Raw genomic sequence first — 21,382 nt, 5'->3', positions numbered from 1 at the left:
GTTGACTGAACCACCGCATTCGCGAGCAGGCTCGCTCCCACACTGGTTTTTGTGTTGGGCGGTTAGATGCGCAAGCCGCCATCCATCTCCAGAATCCGTCCGGTGTAGTAGTCGTTCTCGAAGATGTACGCCGCCGAATGGGCGATCTCTTCCGGTTTGCCCATGCGCTTGAGCGGAATCCCCGAAGTCATTTTCTCCAGTGCTTCCGGCTTCATGCCCAGGGTCATCTCGGTTTCGATGAAGCCGGGGGCAATGCCCGCGACGCGAATGCCGTAACGCGCCAGTTCCTTGGCCCAGGTCACGGTGGCTGCTGCCACGCCGGCCTTGGCGGCGGAATAGTTGGTCTGGCCGACGTTGCCGGCGCGCGAAATCGACGAGATGTTGATGATCGCGCCACTGTTCTTCAGCTCGACCATTTTCGCCGCGACTTCACGGGTGCACAGGAACACGCCGGTCAGGTTGACGTCGATCACTGCCTGCCACTGGGCCAGGCTCATCTTGGTCATTTCGCCGTCCTTGACCTTGAGCAGCAGGCCGTCACGGAGGATCCCGGCGTTGTTGATCAGGCCGTGGATTGCACCGAAATCGGCGGCCACTTGCGCGACCATATGCTCGACCTGTTCTTCATTGGCCACGTTGCACAGATAGCTGCGGGCCTCGACGCCCTTGGCCTTGCAGGCCGCGACCGCAGCATCGAGTTTTTCCTGGTTCAAATCGACCAGTGCGAGCTTCGCGCCCTTGGCGGCGAAATACTCGGCCATGGAACGGCCCAAACCCTGGCAACCGCCGGTGATAATGATTACTTTGTCGTTGAGTTGCATGCGCATGCCCCGATGCCGGTCTGAGTGGTTTTTATTATTGGCGCCGCTCGATCTGTACCGGCCGTGGCCGGTTGCACATGAGCATAGCCCGATGGCGTGACCGGGACTTATCTCCGGGCGCCTGTCCGTTTTTTCGACGGATTATATATAAGGAGTCATAAATTGAGCGTTGAAGCGGCCAAGAATGCCCGAGAATTGCTTCTCAAGGAATACCGTGGCGTATTGTCCACCCACTCCAAATCAATGCCCGGTTTCCCGTTCGGCTCCGTGGTTCCCTATTGCCTGGATGAACAGGGTCGCCCGCTGATCCTGATCAGCCGCATCGCCCAGCACACCCACAACCTGCAAAAAGACCCGAAATGCTCGTTGCTGGTGGGCGAGCGTGAGGCCGACGACGTGCAGGCCGTCGGTCGCCTGACCTATCTGGCCGAGGCGCAAAAGCTCGAAGAGCCAGCCGCCATCGAAGCCGCCGCCGAGCGTTACTACCGCTATTTCCCCGATTCGCAGAACTACCACAAGGCCCACGATTTCGACTTCTGGGTGCTTAATCCTGTGCGTCATCGCTACATTGGCGGTTTCGGCGCGATCCACTGGGTCGAGCAACTGACCCTGGCCAACCCCTTCGCCGGCAAGGCTGAAATCAGCATGGTCGAGCACATGAACAGCGATCACGCCAAGGCCATCGCCCACTACGTGGAACTCGCCGGCCTGCCGCAGACGGCGCCGGCGCAACTGGCCGGGATCGACAGCGAAGGCATGCACTTGCGCATCGGTCAGGCGCTGCACTGGTTGCCGTTTCAAGCGCCTTGTCACACGCCGATACAAGTGCGCGAGGCCTTGGTTTCTCTGGCTCACGCCGAGGTCTGGCCAAATAATGCTGAGGCCGATGCTTGAATTCACGAAAGGGCGACGTCATCTAAGGCTTACTGCAAGGCATTTCTTGCGTTGAGGAATCTTTGATGCGCCCTTTTTTGTTGCTCTTTCTGCTGTTTCCGGTGCTGGAGCTGTTCGTATTCGTCAAAGTGGCAGGGGCTATCGGGTTTTTCCCGGCCCTGCTGCTGATCATTCTTGGCTCGATGTTCGGCGTGTTCGTGCTGCGTATCGCCGGTCTGGCCACCGCCCTGCGTGCCCGTGAAAGCCTGAACCGCGGCGAACTGCCTGCGCAAACCATGCTTGAAGGCCTGATGCTCGCCCTGGCCGGTGGCCTGTTGATCCTGCCGGGCTTCATCAGCGACGTGGTCGGTCTGGTGATGCTGCTGCCGTTCACCCGTCGTCTGCTGGCGAACAAAATGCGTCAACGCGCCGAAGACCAAGCCATGCGCCAGCGTGCCTTTGCCGATGACCTGCAACCCCGTGGCGGGCCTGCTCCACGCGAACCGCTGGGGCGTGAGCCGAATGTCATCGAAGGCGAGTACGAACACCGCGACAGCAAGTAACGTCTGCATCGACACGGCACCTTCGGGTGCCGTGTTCGTTTATGGGGTCTGATCGTGAAAAAAATTCTGACCTCGCCCTTGTAATAACCTTATGCGCCCTTATGTATCGGTCACCGAAAGGTTTCCGGCATTGAGTCGGACAGACTTCCGCGGTTCGCTCGACGAATCGCAACCGGCGCAGGCCGGATTTGTTAAACCCGCCGGGACTACACCGGCCGATGAAAACCACAATTAGGAGAGATCGACAATGAAGCTTCGTCCTCTGCATGACCGCGTCGTTATCCGTCGCAGCGAAGAAGAAAAGAAAACCGCTGGCGGTATCGTCCTGCCAGGTTCGGCTGCTGAAAAAGCCAACCACGGTGTGATTGTCGCTGCAGGCCCAGGCAAGACTCTGGAAAACGGTGAAGTGCGTGCGCTGGCCGTTAAAGTCGGTGACAAGGTTGTGTTCGGTCCTTACTCCGGCAGCAACACTGTGAAAGTCGACGGCGAAGACCTGCTGGTAATGGCTGAGAACGAGATTCTCGCTGTACTGGAAGGCTGATTTCCCCGCTCATTTTCCCGCTACTACAAAGTATTTAAGGAATATCGATCATGGCTGCTAAAGAAGTTAAATTCGGCGATGCCGCCCGCTCCAAGATGCTCAAAGGCGTCAACGTTCTGGCTGACGCGGTAAAAGCGACCCTGGGCCCGAAAGGCCGTAACGTGATCCTCGAGAAGAGCTTCGGCGCTCCGACCATCACCAAGGACGGCGTTTCCGTCGCCAAGGAAATCGAGCTCGAAGATCGCTTCGAAAACATGGGCGCGCAGCTGGTCAAAGACGTTGCCTCCCGTGCCAACGATGACGCCGGTGACGGTACTACCACCGCTACCGTTCTGGCTCAGTCGATCGTCAACGAAGGCCTGAAAGCCGTCGCTGCCGGCATGAACCCGATGGACCTCAAGCGCGGTATCGACAAAGCGACCATCGCGATCGTCAAAGAGCTGAAAGCCCTGTCCAAGCCATGCGCTGACACCAAGGCGATCGCTCAGGTCGGCACCATCTCCGCCAACTCCGACAACTCCATCGGCGACATCATTGCCGAAGCCATGGAAAAAGTCGGTAAAGAAGGCGTGATCACCGTTGAAGAAGGCTCGGGCCTGGAAAACGAACTGTCGGTTGTAGAAGGCATGCAGTTCGACCGTGGCTACCTGTCCCCGTACTTCGTCAACAAGCCAGACACCATGGTGGCCGAGCTCGACGGCCCGCTGATCCTGCTGGTCGACAAGAAGATCTCGAACATCCGCGAAATGCTGCCAGTGCTGGAAGCCGTTGCCAAAGCCGGCCGCCCACTGCTGATCGTGGCCGAAGACGTTGAAGGCGAAGCCCTGGCGACTCTGGTTGTGAACAACATGCGTGGCATCGTTAAAGTCGCAGCCGTCAAGGCTCCAGGTTTCGGCGACCGTCGCAAGGCCATGCTGCAGGACATCGCCGTTCTGACCGGCGGTACCGTGATCTCCGAAGAAATCGGCCTGAGCCTGGAAAGCACCACTCTGGAGCACCTGGGTAACGCCAAGCGTGTCACCCTGTCCAAGGAAAACACCATCATCGTTGACGGTGCTGGCGTTGAAGGCGACATCCAGGCGCGTATCGCTCAGATCCGTGCTCAGGTTGCCGAGACTTCCTCGGACTACGACCGTGAAAAACTGCAAGAGCGTCTGGCCAAGCTGTCCGGCGGCGTTGCGGTGATCAAGGTTGGCGCTGGTTCCGAAGTTGAAATGAAAGAGAAGAAAGCCCGCGTTGAAGACGCCCTGCACGCAACCCGCGCAGCCGTTGAAGAAGGCGTGGTACCTGGCGGTGGCGTTGCGCTGATCCGCGCTCTGGAAGCCCTGACCGAACTGACCGGCGACAACGCTGACCAGAACGTCGGTATCGCTGTGCTGCGTCGCGCTGTTGAAGCGCCGCTGCGTCAGATCGCTGCCAACTCCGGTGACGAGCCAAGCGTAGTCGTCAACGAAGTGAAGAACGGCAAAGGTAACTTCGGTTACAACGCTGCTTCCGGCGAATACGGCGACATGATCGAAATGGGCATCCTGGACCCAACCAAGGTAACCCGTTCCGCTCTGCAAGCTGCAGCCTCGATCGGCGGTCTGATCCTGACCACCGAAGCCGCTGTTGCTGATGCACCGAAGAAAGAAGGCTCGGTTGGCGGCGGTATGCCAGACATGGGCGGCATGGGTGGCATGGGCGGCATGATGTAAGCCAGCCTTACCCCTGTAACGCAAAACCCCGCTGGCGAAAGCCAGCGGGGTTTTTTATTGCCTTCGATTTAGTGTTGGCTTGAGACCGAGGTGCGGCCATCGCTGGCAAGCCAGCTCCCACAAGGATCTATGGTGTTCACCCAATACGTGTTTCACCTTGGACATTGTGGGAGCTGGCTTGCCAGCGATAGCGTCAGATCAGGCGCTGACCGGTTGTGCCTTGACGACGGCCTCAGCTTTCACCGTCGGGCGATACAGCACCCAGTAATACGACCCCAGGCAAATCAGCCAACAGAAAATCGCCGTCCACACGTTGTGCGAAAAGAAGTGCGCACCCTGCATCATCCGGCTGATCGAGAACACCGAGCCCAGGGCAAAGGCAAAGATGAACGCCTGTCGGGCCAGACGCGGACGTCTGTCACGCAGCACAAAGAACAGCGCAAACAGGGTGAAACCGGTCGCCGCATGACCACCGGGCCAGCAACGGCCGGGATTGTCGGTGGGCGGGCGATGGTCGAGCAGTTTGCTGTAGGTTTCGTGGCCGCCGAATTGCTCCAGGCTCCATGGGCATTGCACCGCCGTCACCGCTTTCATCGGTGTGACGAATGACGTGGCCAGGCCGAGTGAGAGCACCAGGCAACCCAGTTCGCGCCTGAACGGCTTGAGCCGGCCGATGAGAAACGCGCCGATAAAACCCAGTATGGCAAACACCGAAAACCCGATCACGACCTGTTTGGCGCGGTCGTGCAGGATGTTTTCAAGGAAGAAGCTGTGCCGGCCGATGAACTTTCCCGCCACCGGGTCGTAGAACATTTGCGCCAGGACCATGTCCAGGTCGGTGGTTTCCAGCAAGATCAGCATGAGCGCTGCAACAGCGGGAATGCCCAGATAAAGCCACGGATTCAACGGGCGAGGGGTGGGGCGCACAACGTTTGATGACATGTTGGATCCTGAGCAAAAAAAACGCCCCGGTGCATCGGCCCGGGGCGCTTCGATTAACGTTCGCTGACTTGCGGCGCACCCTCCTTGGATGCTTTCCAGCCAAGCAGCTGATGTTTGAAGCCATAACTGGCGGTTTGGTAGTAGGTGATGGCGCGGCTGATCAGCGGGTCATCGCTGGTCGCCCGGGATTCACGGCTTTCAGTCAGCGCATCGTCGTGTCGGCGCAAGCCCTGGCGCGGGCTGAGAATGGCCAGATCCTTGCCGTCGAACAGCCCCAGATGCTGGTAGTTGCCAACCACCACCCGTGGCGGCAACGGGTTTTCCTGCAGCAGGTTGCGCCCGAAGAACGTCGACTGGTAATCCATGTTCAGCAAGCCCAGCAGGGTCGGCGCGAGGTCGATCTGGCTGGCCAGTTGGCCGTTTTCGCGTGGTTCGATCAGCTTCGGTGCATAAATGAACAGCGGAATCTGATAGTTGGCGATCGGCAGGTCTTCCTTGCCGGCGCTACCGGCGGTGTGGTCGGCGACGAAGATGAAGATCGTGTTGTCGAACCACGGTTTCTGGCGCGCCTGCTCAAGGAACTGGCCGATGGCGTAGTCGGTGTACTTCACCGCGCCGTCGCGACCGTTGCCGGACTTGATGTCGATGCGGTTGTCCGGGTAGGTGTACGGGCGATGGTTGGAGGTGGTCATCAACTGCAACAGAAACGGCTGGCCCTTGGCGAAATCGGCATCGGCCAGTTTCAGGGTTTGCGTGTACAGGTCCTCGTCGGCCATGCCCCAGGCGTTCTTGAAGTGGATTTCGGCCTCGTCGACGCTGCTCTGATCGACCACGCGATAACCGTTACCGCTGAAGAACGCGTTCATGTTGTCGAAGTAACCGCGCCCGCCGTAGACGAATACGCTGTCATAGCCTACCGCACTCAATTGCTGACCCAGGCTGGCGAACCCGCTTTCGCGGCCGATGCGTTTGACGATCGAGCGGCCCGGCGTCGGTGGAATGGCCAGGGTGATGGCTTCCAGGCCACGGTCGGTACGGGTGCCGGTGGCGTAGAAATTATTGAAATACAGGCTCTGTTTGCGCAGCGCATCGAGGTGCGGGGTCAGATCGCGCTTGTCACCGTTGCTGCCCAGGTACTTGGCGCTGAGGCTTTCGATGGTCACCAGCACGATGTTGGGCGTGCGTGCCGTGCCGGGGTTGTCGATCACCCGGCGAATATCCTGCGGATCCTGACCGATGAAGCGGGCGTTGGGCTCGTTCAGTTCAGCGCGAATCTGCCGGGCCACCTCTTCTGACGAGCGGCTGCTGTAGAACTGGCTGTAATCCAGCTCATTGTTACGAAAGGCCGCGAAGAACTGATAAGGGCCGTTGCTCGCCAGTTCGTTCTGGTAGGCATTGCCGCCTTGGGCGCGCGGTGCGTCCTGGCTGAGCAGTTGCAGACTGAGACCGGTCACCAGCAGCAGCGCCAGCGCATTGAGCAGGCGTTTGCGCAACGGCGGCAGTGGCGCATTCAGCGCCGCATTGAACGGCTTGCGCAACGCGAAGCTGATGCCAATGGCCAGCAGCGCCAGAATGCTCAGCAGGGTGCCGATCGGGTACGACTCGAGCACATTGTTCAGCACTTCATCGGAGTACACCAGGTAGTCCACGGCGATGAAGTTGAAGCGCACGCCGAACTCATCCCAGAACAGCCATTCGGCCACCGACACGAACAGCATGACGAACAGGCTGACGGTCAGCAGCCCTCGCAGGAACCAGCGATGACCGCGGCGGCGCCACAAGGCCGATGGGCACAGCAACAGATACAGGCCCAACGGCAGCGCCGCATAGGCAAGGAAACCCAGGTCATACAGCAAACCAATGCCGAACACCGACAGGGCAACGCCACCGGCCTCATCCAGATGAGTCAGGAGCAGAATGGTCCGGGTCAGGAAAAATATCAGCAGCCAGGCGCCGGTAATCAACAGCAGCAGGCGCAGGGGCGCCGTCTTGAAAAAATCCATAGTCTGCTTCCTTTTACGATGGCGCGGGAGTGTCGCGGCGTCACTGTCGCCAGGTTGTGAACCTATAGTGAAAAAATTGTTAAGACTTGAATATGCTCGAGAGAGTTGAGTCGCGAAACGCTCAACCCTAGCTCTGGGGAGAATCTGGCCTTAAGCTGCGCGGGCCATGACGGCCGTTACTGTGTACGGAGGAGGTGCCCATGCGAATTCTATTGGTCGAAGACAACCGCGACATCCTGGCCAATCTGGCCGATTATCTGGGGCTCAAAGGCTACACAGTCGATTGTGCCCAGGACGGTCTGTCGGGCCTGCATCTGGCAGCCACCGAACATTACGACCTGATCGTGCTCGATATCATGCTGCCGGGCATTGATGGCTACACCCTGTGCAAGCGCCTGCGTGAAGACGCCCGTCGTGACACGCCGGTGATCATGCTCACCGCTCGCGATCAACTCGACGACCGCTTGCAGGGTTTCAAGTCCGGCGCCGACGATTACCTGGTCAAACCGTTCGCCCTGTCCGAACTGGCGGCACGGGTCGAGGCGGTGATGCGCCGCACCCAGGGCGGTGGTCGCCGGGCGTTGCAGGTCGGCGATCTGAACTACGACCTGGACACCCTGGAAGTGACCCGCGAAGGCAAACTGCTCAAGCTCAACCCGGTCGGCCTCAAGTTGCTGGCGGTGTTGATGCAGAAGAGCCCGCACGTGCTGCGGCGGGAAATTCTCGAAGAAGCGCTGTGGGGCGATGATTGCCCGGACAGCGACAGCCTGCGCAGCCACGTCCACCAATTGCGTCAGGTGATCGACAAACCGTTCGAAAAACCATTGCTGCATACCGTGCACGGCGTGGGTTACCGCTTGGCCGAGGGGCGTGATGGAGTTTAAGCAAAGCCTTTCCCAGCGGATCATCATTGCCTTTGCGTTGATGAGCGCGCTGGTAGCCGGCGCCTTTGCCATGGGCATCGTGGCGACGGTGCATCTGGTGGAGGAGAAACTGATTTCGGCAGGGTTGGGTGGCGATCTGCAGCGCCTGTTGCTGATGGACAACGTCTCGGACTGGAGCCATCGGCCCGAGCCGGACCAGTTGTTCTATTTCAGCGGCGGGCCAGGTGATTTCGAGTTACCCAAGGATTTGCGTCACCTGGATGCGGGCTTCCATGAAGTCTTCCGCGAACAGTTGTCGTATCACGCCATGGTCGAAATCGTCGACGGCCGGCGATATGTGCTGCTGCAGGATCAGAGCGATTTCGAAGAGCGCGAGCGTGTGCTGTTTGCCGTCGTGCTGGTGGGCTTTGTGCTCAGTCTGGCGTTGGCGGTATTCCTCGGCTGGGTGCTTGCGCGCAAAGTGATGGCGCCGGTGGTGCGTCTGGCGCGTCAGGTTCGCCACCGCGATCAGTTGCTCGGGCTGGCGCCGCCGCTCGCCCCCGACTACGCGGCTGACGAAGTCGGCGAACTGGCGGTGGCGTTCGACGCCACCCTCGGTCGCCTGCGTCAGGCCCTGACCCGTGAAAGATTATTCACCAGCGACGTCAGTCACGAACTGCGCACCCCCTTGATGGTGCTGGCCAGCTCTTGCGAACTGCTGCTGGAGAATCCGGCCATTGATCAACGCGGTCGTTCTCAGGTGGAACGTATCGCCCGGGCCAGCGAGGAAATGCGCGAGTTGGTGCAGACCTTCCTGATGCTCGCCCGTGCCCAGCGCGAAAACGCCGGGGTGGCGCTGCAGCAGAATATTGCGCAAGTGGCTGACAGCCTGTTGTGCGTATGGCGCGAGCCGATTGAAAGCAAGGGGCTGAGGTTGCAGTTCGAACCCGGCAACCCGCCGGACACCTGTTACAACGCAACGTTGCTGACCGCGGTGATGGGCAACCTGTTGCGCAACGCTTGCCATTACACCGATCAGGGCTTTATTCGCCTGACCCTTACCGCCAACGGGTTTGTGGTGGAAGACTCCGGTGTGGGCATTCCGGAAGAAAAACGCGAAGCCATGTTCCAGCCTTTCGTGCGTGGCACGGAAAACCGTGGTGAAGGCCTTGGGCTCGGCCTGTCTCTGGTGCAACGGATCTGTGAAAACCAGGGCTGGACGGTCAATTTGAGCACGATGACGCCCAATGGCTGCCGCTTCGAGGTGGATCTTGGGGCGCCTCGACGCACGTAGTGGCTCTAGGCTACTCCCTCGAAGCTGTCTAAATCCTGTATAACTCTGTAATACTTTGCCGGTAGACCCGACGTTTTTTTCACAAAGGGATGACCTGACGCTGACACGCCGCTGCCTATGGTGGTGGCATCAGTAACTCAGGAGTCCTGGTGATGGCCGGCCCGATCAAGCTCGATTTTTCCGAAAAATATGACGATCAGCATGCCCAGAAATATCTGCGCAAGCACAAGGAAAGCCTTGGTCGTCGTCTTTCTCACTGGCGTGACGAACAGCTGGCCCGCAAGGCGCTGGCGTTGGTCGGCGAGCCAGGACTGGTGCTGGACCTGCCTTGTGGGGCGGGGCGTTTCTGGCCATTGCTGGGTGAAAAAACCAATCGGGTGATCATCGGCGCGGACAATTCCGAGTCGATGATCAAGACGGCCATGGCGTCGCAACCGGCTGACGTGGTGAAACGGGTACAACCCTTGCACACGTCTGCGTTCGACATCGCCTTGCCGGATAACGCCGTCGACAGCATTTTTTGCATGCGACTGCTGCATCACATCGGTGAGGCCGAGCATCGGCGCACGATTCTGCGTGAATTTGAGCGCGTGACCCGCGACAGCGTGATTGTTTCGCTGTGGGTCGACGGCAATTTCAAGGCGTGGAAGCGTCAACGCGCCGAGCAGAAGCGTGACAAACGGCAATACCAGAATCGCTTTGTGTTACCGGCCGCTACGGTCGAAAAGGAATTCGAGGAAGCAGGGTTTCGAATTCAGGAACAACTGGACTTTATTCCGCTCTACGCCATGTGGCGAGTTTACGTATTACGCAAGAGGTAGCAGGATGGCAGTGCAATTTGCAGCAGAAACGGACGTCGCTCCGCAAGATCGCTTTGACTTTTACTGGAACCAGCGCGGTGAGTGGGTGGAAGAACCCAACGTGCGGCGCGGTGGCGAAAGTGGAGTCCAGCGGGTCGTTGGACGCGATGGTCAACTGCTGTATGCCAAGCGCCAGACCGGTCATATCTATCGCAGCTGGTTGCACCCGTTCGGACGGCCGACGGTATTGCGTGAGCTGGATGCCCTGACCGGCGTGAGCAAGCTTGGCGTGCGCGTGCCGCAAATCGTTTTCTGTGGTACCCAGCCCGACCCGCAGCACAAGTGGCGTGCGTTGCTGGTGACCAAGTCCCTGGACGGTTTCCAGGAGCTGGAACACTGGCTGGCTTCTGCCGGCGGGCGTGATCAGTGCGGCGACGTCGTTTATGAGCGTGTGCTCAAGGACCTCGCCGAGAATCTGGCGCGCATGCACAAGGGCCGTTGGCAGCACAGCTGCATCTACATCAAACATGTGTTCGTGCGGGTCACCGGCGAAGGCGAATCGGCCAAGGTTGAAGTAGCCCTGATCGACCTGGAGAAATGTCGCCAGCGTCTGACTGCCTATCGCGCTGCCTCTCACGACATGAAGCAATTACGCCGCCACTCGTCGTTCCGCGACGCGGACTGGAAAAAACTCGTCTACTTTTATGAGACGGCGTTTGGCAGCGCTATCAAAGGTTTATAGCGATGAAACTCGAAATTGCACGAGGTTTGTTTTTGGTTGGAGCCTTGGCAGTTGCATCACTGGCGGTGGCTGCCTGGGAGCAGCCACGCATGCAGGTCATTGGGGCGTCTACCAGCGACGCCCATTGTTCGATCCCACGGGTGGCCAAAGCCTCCGTGGCGACCAAGCCCGACCATGATTTGTTGTTGTTCATGTTCGGACTTTCCCAAGGAATGAGGCCGCAGAGTTGAACCGATTGAAGCCCACCTGAAAGGCCTCGCAGATGCGAGGCCTTTTTTTATGCCCGACACGACACAGATCCCTGGTAGGCGTGAGCCTGATCGCGATAGCGGTGTGTCATTCAAATCATTATTAACTGACAGACCGCTATCGCGAGCAGGCTCACTCCTACAGGGGATTATGCGGTTGGTGTGGGATCGGGTTTCGCCAGCAGGGTGTAAACGCATGGCAAGACGAACAGCGTAAACAACGTGCCGATCGACATCCCCGTGGCAATCACCATGCCGATATCAAAACGGCTGACCGCGCCGGCACCGGTGGCGAGAATCAACGGCACCATGCCAAACACCATCGCTGCAGTGGTCATCAACACCGGCCGTAAACGAATCGCTGCCGCTTCCTCAACGGCTTCACGCACTGTCAGGCCTTTGTCCTTGCGCAACTGGTTGGCGAATTCGACGATCAGGATGCCGTGTTTACTGATCAGGCCGATCAGCGTCACCAGCCCCACCTGGGTGTAGATGTTCATGCTCGACCACCCAAGGAACAGCGGAATCAGCGCCCCGCAGATCGACAACGGCACCGTCACCAGAATCACCAGCGGATCGCGGAAACTCTCGAACTGCGCCGCCAGCACCAGAAAAATGATCGCCAGCGCGAGTGCAAACGTCACCCACAACGCGCTGCCTTCCTGAACGAACTGGCGTGACGCACCGCCATAGTCGAAGGCAAAACCGGCCGGCGCTTCTTCCCGGGCGATCTGCAGAACGGTGTCGATGGCTTCACCCATGCTCACCAGCGGAAAACCGGAGATCTTCGCCGCATTGAGTTGCTGGAACTGATTGAGCTGGCGCGGTCGTGCGCGGTCGCTGACCTTGATCAGAGTCGACAGCGGCAGTAACTCGCCCTGGGTGTTTTTCACGTAGTAATTGTTCAGCCAGTCCGGGTTGTCGCGGAAGGGGCGTTCAACCTGAGCAATGACCTTGTAACTGCGCCCCTCGATGGTGAACCGGTTGATTTCCGCTTCACCCAGCAACGTCGCCAGCGTGCCCCCCAAATCCTGCATCGACACGCCCATTTGTGCGGCTTTGGCGCGGTCGATATCGACCACCACCTCGGGTTTGTCGAACGCCAGATCGAGGTCGACGAAGGCGAACTTGCCCGACTCCATCGCGCGCTTCTTGATCCGGTCGGCCACTTGCAGCAGCAATTCGTAGTCGTTGGCGGTGTTGACCACAAACTCGAACGGCAAGCCTTCACCGGTGCCAGGCAGGGACGGCAGGTTGAAGCCGAAAATCTGCAGGCCCGGGATGCCTTCCAGTTTGCCCTGCACCTCGGGGAGGATTTGCATCTGTGTGCGGCTGCGTTCGTTCCATGGCTTGAGCAGGAACCCGCCAATGCCCGCCTGCACGCCGTTGTAGCCGTTGATCTGGAACGAGGAATAGTACTCGGGGAATTCCTTGAAGATCTTGATGAACTCGTCGGTGTAGGTGCTCAGGTAATCGAGGTTGGTCGGCTGCGGCGCGGTGGCCATCATGAAAATGATGCCCTGGTCTTCGTCCGGCGCCAGTTCCGACTTGGCGAACTTGAGAAATACCGGAATCAGGCACAGCACGATCACCGCGAACACCAGCACCACCGGCCGCGTGTTCAGCGTGCCATGCAGCATGCTTTGATAGCGGCGCTTGAGACGGTCGAAAATGCGGTCGAGACGGTGGGCGAGGCCACTGGGGTTTTCTTCGTGACGCAGCAGAAGTGCGCACATCATCGGCGACAGGGTCAGGGCGACGATCCCGGAGATCACCACCGCCCCGGCGAGGGTCAGCGCAAACTCCTTGAACAGCGCGCCGGTCAGACCGGTGAGGAAGCCGATCGGCGCGTACACCGCGGCCAGGGTGATGGTCATCGACACCACCGGCATGGCGATTTCCCGCGCACCTTCCAGGGCCGCATCAAACGGCGTCTTGCCTTCCTCGATGTGCCGGTGGATGTTTTCCACCACGACAATCGCATCGTCCACCACCAGACCGATGGCCAGCACCATTGCCAGCAGCGTCAGCAGGTTCATTGAGTAGCCCATCATCTGCATGAAGAACATCACGCCGATCATCGACAACGGAATGGTCACCACCGGAATCACCACCGAACGCAACGCGCCGAGGAACAGAAACACTACGACAATCACGATCAGTACCGCTTCGAACAGGGTTTTCACTACCTCGTCGATGGAGGCCTGAATGAACAGGGTGGCGTCGTAGGCAATCTCGCTCTTGAGGTTCGGCGGCAGCTGCGCTTCCAGCTCGGGCATCAGCTTGCGCACTTCCTTGATCACGTCCAGCGGGTTGGCGCCGGGCGTGGCCTTGATGCCGATGTACACCGACGGCGTGCCGCCGAACGAACTGATCGAGTCGTAGTTTTCCGCGCCCATCTCCACCCGCGCGACATCGCCGAGCAGCACGCGGCTGTCGCCACTGACCTTGAGCGGAATCGCCGCAAAAGCCTCGGCGGATTTCAGTTCGGTGTTGGCGTTGATGCTGGTGACCACGTACTCGCCTTTCACCTCGCCGGCGGCGGAGAGGAAGTTGTACTGGCGCACCGCATTGGTCACGTCGCTGGCGCTGAGGCCGAAACCGGCGAGCTTCACCGGGTCGAGCCACAGGCGCATGGCGAACACCTGATTGCCGAGAATCTCTGCTTCGGCCATGCCCGGCAGGGTCGCGAGTTTCGGCTGGATCACCCGTGACAGGTAGTCGGTGATCTGCGGGTTGCTCAAGTCCTTGCTGAAGAAGCTGATGTACATCAGCGCCGAGGCGTCGGCGGACTCCTTGCTCAGCACCGGGTCTTCAGCGTCCTGCGGCAGTTTGTTTTTCACCTCGTTGGCCTTGGCCAGCAACTCGGTAAAGAGGCGATCGGTGTTGGAGCCGATACGTGCGTAGATCGAAATCACCGAGAAGTTCTGCCGGCTGACCGACGTCATGTAGTCGATGCCCTCGGCGCTGGCCAGGCTTTGCTGCATCGGTTGGGTGATGTAACCCTGAATGGTTTCGGCGTTGGCCCCGGGGTAGGCCGTGGTCACCGTGATCAGGGCGTTTTCCATTTGCGGGTATTGGCGCAGGGGCAACTTGCTCCAGGCCTGAAAGCCGAGCAGCACAATCAACAGGCTGACCACGGTGGCGAGCACCGGGCGGCGGATGAACGGATCAGTAAAAGCCATGGGAATTCCTTGATCAGTCGGCGCGAGGCGGACTGTTCTGCTCGCCGAGGGTCTTGTCTTCGCTGATGGCAATATGGGCGCCGTTGTCCAGTTTGATCTGGCCGGCCGTCACCACTTGTTCGCCGCTCTGCACGCCCTTGTTGATCATCACCAGGCCCTCGCGGCGTTCACCGGTTTCGATGAAGCGTCGCTCGGCAATCAGCACCGGTTGGCCCTTGTCGTCCTTTTCGACGCTGCCGTCTGCGGCTTTCTTCTGGCCGACCACGTAGACCGAGTTGCCGTAGAGGGTGTAGGTGATCGCGCTTTCCGGCACCACGATGTGCTTCTGCGGATCGGGCAGCAGCACATCGAGGCTGGCGAACATGCCCGGCAGCAGTTTGCCGTCGGGGTTGGCCAGGGTGGCGCGCACCAGAATGTTACGCGTCGAGCTTTCGACGATCGGGTTGATCGCGCTGATCTTGCCCGGGAAGACCTGGCCGGGGTAAGCGGCGGCCGAGATATTCACCGGTTGGCCGATGGCCAGTTTCGGTACCGATTGCTCGGGCACATAGAAGTCGGCGTAGAGGCTGCTCAGGTCCTGCAGGGTGGCGATTTTGGTGCCGCTGGCGAGGTAATCGCCGACGTCGACCTGACGAATGCCGATGGTGCCGCTGAACGGCGCGAGGATGCGTTTTTTCGCCAGGGAGGCATTGAGCTGGTTGACCGTGGCCTTGTTCTTTTGCAGAACCGCCGAAAGCCGGTCGTACTCGCCTTTGGAGATGGCCCGGCTGTCGACCAGTTGGCTGCCGCGGCCGAAGTCCAGTTGCGCCAGACCGAGGTCGGCCCTGGCGGTTTCCAGCAGGGCGGTTTCGACGGCGCTGTCGAGTTGCAGCAGCGGTTGCCCGGCCTTGACCTTCTGCCCGGATTCGAATTTGAGTTCGGTGACGGTGCCGGCGACTTCCAGGCTCAGCTCGACGCCTTGCAGCGCTTTCAGTGTGCCGACCGTGGGCAGACGCATCTGCCACGGCCGCTCGTAAGCCGTGGCCACCGCGACGCTGATGGGCGGTTTCGGCTTGGAAAAGCCCTGGATCATTGTGTAGATCGAAAAGGCCTTGTACCCGCCCAGGACCAGGACGATCAACAAGACAACACCCAACATGATCAGCATGCGGCGACGCAGCATATTTCCAGTTCCTTGGATAAATCAGGTGAGACAGGCGGGCACATTACTCCGAGTCAGGTGCGGATTCCAACTGGCAGTTTTTACATGAAGGTCGGGTATGAACCTTGTGGCGAGGGGATTTATCCCCGTTGGGCTGCGAAGCGGCCTCCTAAATCCTTCAGTCATACCGCGATTGCAGGTTTTAGGGCGGCTTCGCCACCCAACGGGGATAAATCCCCCTCGCCACAGGGGGCGCGTCACGCCATCAAATGCAGATGGTTGTCCCAGAGCCCCGCCGGCAGCTCCAGCGGTTTGGCCAGCAGTTCATTCTGGCGGCAATCGTAGTAGCGGCAACGCCCTTGCCCTGAGGTCACGACAAACCCGTCCTGCACCGCGCCGACACCGGCGCAATCAGGCAAGGGCGCTTCGAGGCGCACTTCGCCGCTGTCCAGGTCCCAGATAAAGAACCGATTGCCACGCGGCGCCGTCAGCGCCACCAGACGCAGCTCGCTGTGTACGGCGACGCTGGCGGTGTAATGCCCCATCGACTGCAACTGGTGATCCGGCACCGGGAACGCCACGAACGGCTGCCCTGGACGCTTGATCGCCAGCAGTTCGGAACGCTCGTGGGACGCGCCCATGAATTGCTGACCGGCGACGATGGTGCCGTCGCTGGCGATGCCCAGGTGACGTATGCTGTTCATCTGCTGGGCGAGGGTTTCCTTGCTCAGCAGGGTGCCGTCGCGCTGCATCAGTACCAGGCTCGGTTCCATGGCATTGAGGTTCATGTCGACGCGGCTTTCCGCTTCGGTCCGAATCCCGCCGTTGGCCACCACCAGGGTTTCCCCGTCCGGCATCCACGACACCTGATGCGGGCCCAGGCCATGGGTGGAAATCTCGCCGCTGTGCACCAGCCGCTCGCCTTCGAACCGGTACACCCCGAGCAGGCCGCGGCCCGGATCGGTCGTATCGTTTTCGGTGGCGTACAGGTATTCGCCGTCCTTGTGCACCACCGCATGGCCGTAGAAGTGCCGGTTCGGCTGCGACGTCACGGTCTGCAGCAAGGCCCCGTCGCGCAGGTCGATCAGGTAGCTCTCGGTGCCCGGCCGGCGGGCAACGAACAGCGCGATCGGCAGCGTCGGGTGATTGATGATGTCGTGACAGCGCTGGCCGACGTGCGTGGCGAACACGCGAGTGCCGTCCAGCCGATAGCCGACGGCGTAGTGCTTGCCATCGGTGTCATCGCGCGCCGAGAGCAACAACGGGCTCTGATCCTTGCGCTTGAACAGCGTCCAGCCGCCCAGAGTCACTGCTCCCAGCAGCACACTACCTAAAGTCAGAGCCTGGCGTCGCAGCATGGCACTTGTCCTCATCAGTCACCGTCGTTGGCGTTGAAGCCCAGTTGAATGCCCAACGCCTTGGCCAGTTCGCCTTCGTGCAGGCGATGGACGACGTTGAGGCTGTCGTAGAGGTCGTTGAGCTGCTGGCGCCCGGCGTCGTCCTGGAGCATTTCGGTCAGCGAACGCTGCGTGCTGCCGAACAGTTCCAGCGACGCGGCGTAGGCGGCGTCGATCTTGTCCGCCAACGGTTTCTGTTCGGTCGGCAGCAGACCGCGCAAGCCTTTGTTGTCGACGCCTTCCCAGACGGTTTTGGCGGCGGCAAGGCTGGCTTCCAGTGCGGTCAGCGACGCCTGGCTGCGCCATGCATCGGCCTGGAACGGCTGTGGCACACCCTTGCTCTGGCGGCCCATCGGCGTGCCGAGCTTTTTCTTCAGCGTGTCGAGGGCGGTGACCTGCACGCGCAGCAGATCGGCGATCGCTTCGTGGGAGTCGGCGTAGCGCTGGTTCGGGAACTTGCTCATCTGCGCCAGCATGCCGTCGCTGTTGTTCCAGCTCTGCAGAATCTCCTCGGCCAATTGCTTCTGGCGTTCGCCGATGGCGATCAACAGCGGGCAGTACTTGGCTTTCTGTTCAGCATTGGCAACGTCAGGCTTTTCATCGAACAGGATGTACTCGTAAGCCGACAGGCCTTGCACCACCACGCTCGATTTGGCCAGGGCAGCGGCGTCGATCTGTGGCTGGGCGACGACCAGTTGCTCGACCTGACGACCGACGAGGTTTTTCTTGTCCGGCCAGAACTGCACCTGCCACGAACGGTTGCCCTCGGCCAGCGGCCCGATCAGCAACGGTTGCAGCTCGGCCCAGGCTTTCTGCGCGTGGAGAAAGTCGGCGCGGGCGGTTTCCAGGGTTTCCTTGCCCTGGCAGTAGGCGAGGGCGCTGACTGCCAGTTGCCTGTCGGCTTCGACCCAACGGGTGTAGGTCGGCAGGATCACCGATTTGGCGATGGCCGCCGAGGTGACCGCTTGCGGGTCCTGCGGCGAGCAGGCGCCGAGGGCGAGTGCGGCAAGGCTGGTGAACAACAACTTGGGACGGAACATGTCGGGCTCCCGATTCTTTTAAGTGTTTAAAGTGAGTTCAGAAACGCCAGCAGCGCGGCACGCTGTTCGGCGTTGAAAGACAAAACCTGTTGCTGCGCCTGCTGCGCTTCACCGCCATGCCAGAGCACGGCTTCGAGCAGATTGCGCGCGCGGCCGTCATGCAAGAACTGCGTGTGACCGCTGACCGCTTGCGTCAGGCCGATGCCCCACAACGGCGGGGTGCGCCAGTCGCGGCCGGAGGCCTGGAATTCAGTGCGGTGGTCGGCCAGACCATCGCCCATGTCATGCAGCAGCAGATCGCTGTACGGGCGAATCACTTGATTGGCCAGTTCAGGTTCGGCCGCGTTGGCGGCGGTGGTGTATTTCGGGGTGTGGCACGACTGGCATCCGGCCTGGAAAAACAGGTTCTTGCCGGCCAGCACCTCGGGATCATTGACGCCACGACGCGCCGGCACCGCGAGGTTGCGGCTGTAGAACAGCACCAGCCGCAGGATGTTGTCGCTGACTTCCGGCTCGCCGCCCGGGCCATTGCCGTTCGGTGCCTGTTTGCAGGCGGTTTGCGCGTTGGTGCAGTCATCGAAGGGGCGCAGGCTGGTCGTGAGGCCCATGTCCCCGGAAAACGCGTGAACATTCTGCTGATTGAGATTCGGTTGCCCGGCTTTCCAGCCGAACCGGCCCATGACGGTCTTCTGCTGCGCGTCATCCCAGACCTGATTCGGCCGGCCATTGATGCCGTTGTTCGCTTTCGCCTGCGCGGCGGCGTTGGCGAGAATCGCCTCTTGCGGGATTGCTTCGAGCAAACCGAGGCCGATCATCGGCGGCGCGACCCGGGCGGAGAAACGCGTGTCCGGGTGCATCGGGCCGTAGCCCAGCTGAGTGAACTGCAGCACTGGTTTACGCAGCTCCACTTCAGTGCCGTCCTTGAAGCGGACCGGCACCGGGGTGTACTCGACGCGCACCTTGCCTTCGGGGACGACGCCGGGCACCGCCATGTCCTGGAACTGGCCGCCGTAGACTGGCTCCGGCACTACGCCGACCTGCTCGATGAGTTTGGCAAATTCAGGCGCGTCGGGAATCGACAGGCGCACCAGCATGGACACCGCATTGGCTGCGTCCGGCGTCGGTGGATGGCCGCGACCGTCCTTGATGTGGCAGTTCTGGCAGGCGTTGGTGTTGAACAGCGGACCGAGGCCGTCCCGCGCAGTGGTGGTCGATGGTGCGATCACCCACGGGCTGCGGAAGAAACTGTTGCCGACACTGAAATCGACCCGGCGCGACGGCGGCAGGTTGGCCGAGGGCAGGGAAAAGGCGTTCTGATCGGTCTTGCGCACGGTCGCTGCACCGCCTGAACGCGCTTCACCAGGCTCAGCCTTGGTAAAGCGCGGAGCGTCATCACAGGCACTCAGGCCCAGGGCCAGAAGCAGTGCGGACAAGCGAAGCGACAGCGAAGGCATCGGACATCCTGCAGACGGGCGAAATTAAAGGCGCAAAGTCTAACAGGGCGAGGGGGTTTGAATAAGAGGAATTATCGTTTACTTGATTTACGGCAGGGTTTCACTTGAGACCGAGGTGCCCCTATCGCTGGCAAGCCAGCTCCCACAGGATTTGAGGTGTTTGCAGAATCCGTGTAAGTCACCATTCCCTGTGGGAGCTGGCTTGCCAGCGATGAGGTCATCAGCATTACAGCAAAAAGCAGGCATGAAAAAAGGCGACCCGCAGGTCGCCTTTTTTTGACGCAGACGCTGTGATCAGAACTCGTGATCAGCGTTGTCCGGGTTCAGGTCGCTGATGCCCAGTTTGCCAGCAGCGGCTTCGATCGAACCGGTCTGCTTGACCAGGGATGCGATGGCGTCGCGCACGATCTGGTTGCCCGCAGTGTTGCCGGCAGCGATCAACTGGTCGTAGTGCTCGCCCTTGTTGGCGTGATCGACCATGACCTGGATTTTGGCTTCGGTAGCGGCCAGATCGGCTTTCAGCGCGTTGTCGGCAGCCGGGTCGGCCTTGGCCACCAGCGACGACAGGCTGGCGCCGGTCATTTTGGTGCCGTCGGTACGGGTGTACTCGCCCAGGTACACGTTACGAATGCCTTTGGCATCGTAGAAGTGCGAGTTGTGGGTGTTGTCGCTGAAGCAGTCCTGCTCGTCTTCAGGGGAGTTGGCTTCCAGGGAAACCTTCATGCGCTCACCCGCCAGTTCGCCCAGCGACAGGCTGCCCATGCCGAAGAGCATTTTGCGCAGACCGGTTTCAGCCGGCTCGGCTTCCAGGGTAGCGCGGTAGTTGTCGGCCACGTTCGGTTTCCAGTTGCCGACCATTTCTTCCAGGTCGCTGACCAGCAGTTGGGTCACGGCTTTCAGGTACGCACGGCGACGATCGTTGTGACCGCCGGTGGCGCCGGCGCCTTCCAGGTAGTCCGACGCCGGACGGTTGCCTGCGCCCGGGCCGGTGCCGTTCAGGTCCTGGCCCCAGAGCAGGAATTCGATGGCGTGGTAGCCGGTGGCGACGTTCGCCTCGGAACCGCCCAGCTCGTTGAGGCTGGCGAGTTTTTCCGGGGTGATGTCTTTTACATCGACCTTGTCTTCGCCGACCTGCACTTCAGTGTTGGCGATGATGTTGGCCGTGGCGCCCGGGTTACCCAGCGCGTGTTCGTAGGATTTGTCGACGTAGTCGATCAGGCCTTCGTCCAGTGGCCAGGCATTCACCTGACCTTCCCAGTCGTCGATGATGGTGTTGCCGAAGCGGAACACTTCGCTCTGCAGGTAAGGCACGCGCGCGGCAACCCAGGCAGCCTTGGCGGCTTTCAGGGTGTCGGCGTTCGGCTTGGCGAGAAACGCGTCGACGGCGGTTTGCAGGGTTTTCGCGGTGGATTCGGCATCGCTGTAAACGGCGAAGACCATGTCGGCATAGTGCGCGACCACAGCCTTGGCGGCCGCTTCGTCGACTTTACCGGCAGCGGCAGGCGCAGCCGCTGGCGCGGTAGTGCTGGCAGCTGGCGTCGGCGCGGCGGCTTTGTCTTTGCCTTCGCCGCAACCGGCGAGGGAAATAGCGATGGCCAGCAGACTGGCGGTAGCCAGAGGCATACGAATCATGGCGAACATCCTGCTTCGGTAGTTGAATGGATAGGCGCTGGGGGCGCAAAACTGCGACATAATGCAAATCTTTCGCATTATGTGTAAAGGGCTGTGGCTGGAAATATTTCTTATTTACGAAACGCAAAAGATCGTCCGAACGCGGT

General features: G+C 60.4%; 18 protein-coding genes. 9 read left to right on the top strand and 9 right to left on the bottom strand.

Going from position 1 to position 21,382, the window contains the following annotated elements:
* Positions 1–62 precede the first annotated feature (62 nt).
* Positions 63–821, bottom strand: coding sequence for an SDR family oxidoreductase (locus ACXX9E_RS27695; RefSeq protein WP_123466357.1), 759 nt, complete (start codon positions 819–821; stop codon positions 63–65).
* Positions 822–983: 162 nt separating this feature from the next.
* Here ACXX9E_RS27695 and ACXX9E_RS27690 point away from each other — a divergent pair, with 162 nt between their 5' ends.
* The 4 genes from ACXX9E_RS27690 (at position 984) to groL (ending at position 4,495) form a co-directional block, all read left to right on the top strand.
* Positions 984–1,715, top strand: a complete 732-nt coding sequence (locus ACXX9E_RS27690; protein WP_458556516.1) for a HugZ family pyridoxamine 5'-phosphate oxidase — start codon at positions 984–986, stop codon at positions 1,713–1,715.
* 65 nt (positions 1,716–1,780) lie between these two features.
* A complete protein-coding gene (locus tag ACXX9E_RS27685; protein ID WP_123466262.1) occupies positions 1,781–2,257 on the top strand; it encodes an FxsA family protein in 477 nt (158 codons plus the stop codon).
* Between the two features lie 247 nt (positions 2,258–2,504).
* Positions 2,505–2,798: a co-chaperone GroES gene (locus ACXX9E_RS27680; protein ID WP_003227685.1), complete on the top strand. Its 294-nt coding sequence runs from the start codon at positions 2,505–2,507 to the stop codon at positions 2,796–2,798.
* A gap of 50 nt (positions 2,799–2,848) precedes the next feature.
* Entirely contained in the window at positions 2,849–4,495 is a 1,647-nt protein-coding gene (gene groL / locus ACXX9E_RS27675; protein ID WP_222834404.1) for a chaperonin GroEL, read from the top strand.
* A 198-nt stretch (positions 4,496–4,693) separates the two neighbouring features.
* Here groL and ACXX9E_RS27670 read toward each other — a convergent pair whose 3' ends face one another.
* Both ACXX9E_RS27670 and ACXX9E_RS27665 read right to left on the bottom strand, forming a co-directional pair.
* Complete coding sequence (locus ACXX9E_RS27670) at positions 4,694–5,437, bottom strand: phosphatase PAP2 family protein (protein ID WP_458556515.1); 744 nt, start codon at positions 5,435–5,437, stop codon at positions 4,694–4,696.
* A 53-nt stretch (positions 5,438–5,490) separates the two neighbouring features.
* Positions 5,491–7,440 carry an LTA synthase family protein gene (locus ACXX9E_RS27665; RefSeq protein WP_458556514.1) on the bottom strand — a complete coding sequence of 650 codons (1,950 nt, stop codon included), beginning with the start codon at positions 7,438–7,440 and terminating at the stop codon, positions 5,491–5,493.
* A gap of 200 nt (positions 7,441–7,640) precedes the next feature.
* Here ACXX9E_RS27665 and colR point away from each other — a divergent pair, with 200 nt between their 5' ends.
* The 5 genes from colR (at position 7,641) to ACXX9E_RS27640 (ending at position 11,369) form a co-directional block, all read left to right on the top strand.
* Complete coding sequence (gene colR / locus ACXX9E_RS27660) at positions 7,641–8,324, top strand: two-component system response regulator ColR (protein ID WP_186746745.1); 684 nt, start codon at positions 7,641–7,643, stop codon at positions 8,322–8,324.
* Positions 8,314–9,597 carry a sensor histidine kinase gene (locus ACXX9E_RS27655; protein ID WP_186746747.1) on the top strand — a complete coding sequence of 428 codons (1,284 nt, stop codon included), beginning with the start codon at positions 8,314–8,316 and terminating at the stop codon, positions 9,595–9,597. Before colR ends, ACXX9E_RS27655 begins: the two co-directional genes overlap by 11 nt.
* Positions 9,598–9,749: 152 nt before the next feature.
* The gene (locus tag ACXX9E_RS27650; protein ID WP_123466270.1) at positions 9,750–10,418 is read left to right on the top strand and encodes a class I SAM-dependent methyltransferase; all 669 of its coding nucleotides are present in this window, start codon (positions 9,750–9,752) and stop codon (positions 10,416–10,418) included.
* Between the two features lie 4 nt (positions 10,419–10,422).
* The gene (locus ACXX9E_RS27645) at positions 10,423–11,139 is read left to right on the top strand and encodes a lipopolysaccharide kinase InaA family protein (protein ID WP_128616209.1); all 717 of its coding nucleotides are present in this window, start codon (positions 10,423–10,425) and stop codon (positions 11,137–11,139) included.
* A gap of 2 nt (positions 11,140–11,141) precedes the next feature.
* A complete protein-coding gene (locus ACXX9E_RS27640; protein ID WP_128616208.1) occupies positions 11,142–11,369 on the top strand; it encodes a hypothetical protein in 228 nt (75 codons plus the stop codon).
* A 167-nt stretch (positions 11,370–11,536) separates the two neighbouring features.
* On the opposite strand, the gene ACXX9E_RS27635 is transcribed toward ACXX9E_RS27640, so the two are convergent.
* From ACXX9E_RS27635 to ACXX9E_RS27610, 6 genes are all read right to left on the bottom strand, one after another.
* Positions 11,537–14,572 carry a multidrug efflux RND transporter permease subunit gene (locus ACXX9E_RS27635; protein WP_123466276.1) on the bottom strand — a complete coding sequence of 1,012 codons (3,036 nt, stop codon included), beginning with the start codon at positions 14,570–14,572 and terminating at the stop codon, positions 11,537–11,539.
* A 13-nt stretch (positions 14,573–14,585) separates the two neighbouring features.
* Complete coding sequence (locus ACXX9E_RS27630) at positions 14,586–15,734, bottom strand: efflux RND transporter periplasmic adaptor subunit (protein WP_186746749.1); 1,149 nt, start codon at positions 15,732–15,734, stop codon at positions 14,586–14,588.
* A 236-nt stretch (positions 15,735–15,970) separates the two neighbouring features.
* Positions 15,971–17,071, bottom strand: coding sequence for a DUF1513 domain-containing protein (locus ACXX9E_RS27625; RefSeq protein ID WP_458556513.1), 1,101 nt, complete (start codon positions 17,069–17,071; stop codon positions 15,971–15,973).
* A gap of 14 nt (positions 17,072–17,085) precedes the next feature.
* On the bottom strand, positions 17,086–18,150 hold the full coding sequence (locus ACXX9E_RS27620; protein WP_458556512.1) for an imelysin family protein: 1,065 nt from the start codon (positions 18,148–18,150) through the stop codon (positions 17,086–17,088).
* Positions 18,151–18,176: 26 nt separating this feature from the next.
* On the bottom strand, positions 18,177–19,604 hold the full coding sequence (locus ACXX9E_RS27615; protein WP_458556511.1) for a di-heme oxidoreductase family protein: 1,428 nt from the start codon (positions 19,602–19,604) through the stop codon (positions 18,177–18,179).
* A gap of 294 nt (positions 19,605–19,898) precedes the next feature.
* The gene (locus ACXX9E_RS27610; RefSeq protein ID WP_123466286.1) at positions 19,899–21,236 is read right to left on the bottom strand and encodes an imelysin family protein; all 1,338 of its coding nucleotides are present in this window, start codon (positions 21,234–21,236) and stop codon (positions 19,899–19,901) included.
* Positions 21,237–21,382: the final 146 nt, after the last annotated feature.

The organism is Pseudomonas sp. GNP014 (assembly GCF_054344005.1).
Note: the sequence above shows the minus strand (reverse complement) of the source record. Positions and strands in the feature narration are given on the sequence as shown.